General features: G+C 69.3%; 2 protein-coding genes. Both read right to left on the minus strand.

The features are described 5' to 3' along the window. Nucleotides 1-318, minus strand: a 318-nt coding sequence (locus G6027_RS16560; protein ID WP_182638106.1) for a DUF1989 domain-containing protein, incomplete at its 3' end; no start/stop codon positions are given. A gap of 6 nt (nucleotides 319-324) precedes the next feature. Further along, nucleotides 325-1863 (minus strand): amino acid permease, encoded by a 1539-nt coding sequence (locus G6027_RS16565; protein ID WP_182638107.1) that lies wholly within the window; start codon nucleotides 1861-1863, stop codon nucleotides 325-327. Between the last annotated feature and the right edge of the window lie 313 nt (nucleotides 1864-2176).

A 2176-nucleotide genomic window follows, 5' to 3' on the forward strand; every position in this document is an offset into this window, starting at 1 on the left:
GAGACGTTCCCAGGGGGCGTCGGCGCGCCACATCATGAGCGAGGCGCAGGCCGTGCCGTCCCGGTCGGTGAGTCGGATGCGTGTGCCCCGGGCCAGGGTGACCGCGGTGTACCGGCCGCCGGGGATGGACTCCGCCCACGTCAGGCGGTCAGCCGGGACGTCGGCCGGCGGGTGGGGCCAGGCGGTGGCGGGGACGACCGGCATGGCGTCGGTGATCGTGCCGGCCTGGGCGCGGGCGTGCTCGCGGGCACCCGAGGTGGTGGATGTGCTCTCGGTGGTGCCGGGTGCCGTGATGCCGGGTTCGGTGGTGCTGGTCATCTCAGGTCACTCTCCGATCTTGACGGGCTTGGGATGGGTCTTGCCGCGGGGGAAGCACAGGATGCCGAGCCCCACCACCGCGAGGACGGTCAGGACGCCGGCCCACCGCATCCACGGGGTCTCGCCCGAGGGGTCGAAGATCTCGGTCCGCGGCCAGGCGAGGTTGACCGTCATGAGCAGTCCGTACCCCACGGCCATGACGTTGACCGGGATCCCCCAGCGGCCCAGCGAGAAGAGCGGTTTGCCCTCGGCGTCGGTGAGCCGGGGGCCGTTCGGCCACCCCTTGAGCCGGCGCAGGAGCAGCGGTGCGGTCACGCAGAGGTAGGCGAGGTAGATGAGGATGATGCACACCGAGGCGAGGGTGGCGAAGATCGCGTCGTTGCCCATGTTGACCAGCAGGATCGCGATGCACGACAGGCCGATGAACACGGCCGGGGCGATCGGGGTCCCGGTGCGGGGGTTGACGCGGGACAGCGTCGACGAGAAGGGCAGGCGACCGTCGCGGGCCATCGAGAACATCAACCGGGTGGCCGCGGTCTGGATGGCGAGGGTGCAGATGAAGATCGCCACCACCACTACCACGAGGAGCACCTTGCCCCAGAAGTTCCCGAGCACCGAGTTGAGGACGTAGGGCAGGCCCTCGGTGGCCAGCCGGCCGTCGGTGAGGCTGGGCGCGGCCATGAGCGCGCTCAGGATCATCAGGCCACCGCCGAGGGCGGAGACGGTCAGGGCCATGCGGATGGTCCGGGGCGCGATGCGACGGGGATTGACAGTCTCCTCCGCGAGTTCGCCCGCCGAGCCGAATCCCACCATGACGTAGGCCGCCATGAGTCCGGAGACGACCCAGGCCCAGATGTACCCGGGCTGGTCACCCATGCCCGCGGTGTCGAAGACGACCTGGGGACCGCGGACCGCGTGGGTCAGCAGCGCCAGGATCACGGCGATCACGCCGACGATCTCGCAGGTCACGCCGATGTTGTTGACGTAGGCCATCCACCTGATGCCGAGCGAGTTGATCGTGGTGGTGATGACGAGGAGAACCGATCCGAGCAACACGGCGTTCGTCGAGCCGGACGGCGAGGTCAGCGCCGGGTCCTCGCCGATGATCTGGAAGCCGGACCAGATGCTGGGCAGGACGACCTGCAGCGCGATGGCCGCCGCCGCGGCGGTGACGATCTGGGCGAGGATCATGAACCAGCCCCCGAACCACCCGACGATCTCGCCTCCCATCCGCCGGGACCACTGGTAGATCGCTCCCGAGATCGGGTAGTGGGCCGCGAGTTCGGCGAAGCACAGCGCCACCAGGAACTGGCCGGCGAACACGATCAGCCACGTCCAGAAGAACGCCGGCCCCCCGAACCCGTATCCGAGTCCGAACAGCTGGAAGATGGTCGTGAGGATGGAGACGAACGAGAACCCGGCAGCGAACGAGGCGAACGTGCCGAGGCTGCGGTGAAGCTGTTGCTCGTAGCCGAGATCGGCGAGGTCGTCGTGATCACCCCGACGTTCGGGGGCCGGGGTGGTGAGTCCGGAGGGGTCACTCATGTCCGGCACTCCTCTCGGGGGGCGGGGGTCGGTGGACCCGGGTGGCGTCAGAAGCAGTTCCTGTCTGCCGATAGTTTTCCCACCGCGTATGACCCTCGGGTTGCCTGATGTTTCGATCCGATTAACACGCCCTCACGCCGTTGCTCCCCGCTCGCCGGGCCGCCCGACCGCGTGGTCGAATGCCCTCATGACACCCCCCCGTGATCCACACGACGAGCGCGCGCGGGCCTGGTCCGACGGGCTGCGGCGTGAGCTGGCCGCGCGGCTCGGACCGGCGGTGGCACACGCGGTGTGGGTCACCGGATCGGTCGGC

The organism is Dietzia sp. SLG310A2-38A2 (assembly GCF_014145095.1).
Taxonomy (GTDB): Bacteria; Actinomycetota; Actinomycetes; order Mycobacteriales; family Mycobacteriaceae; genus Dietzia.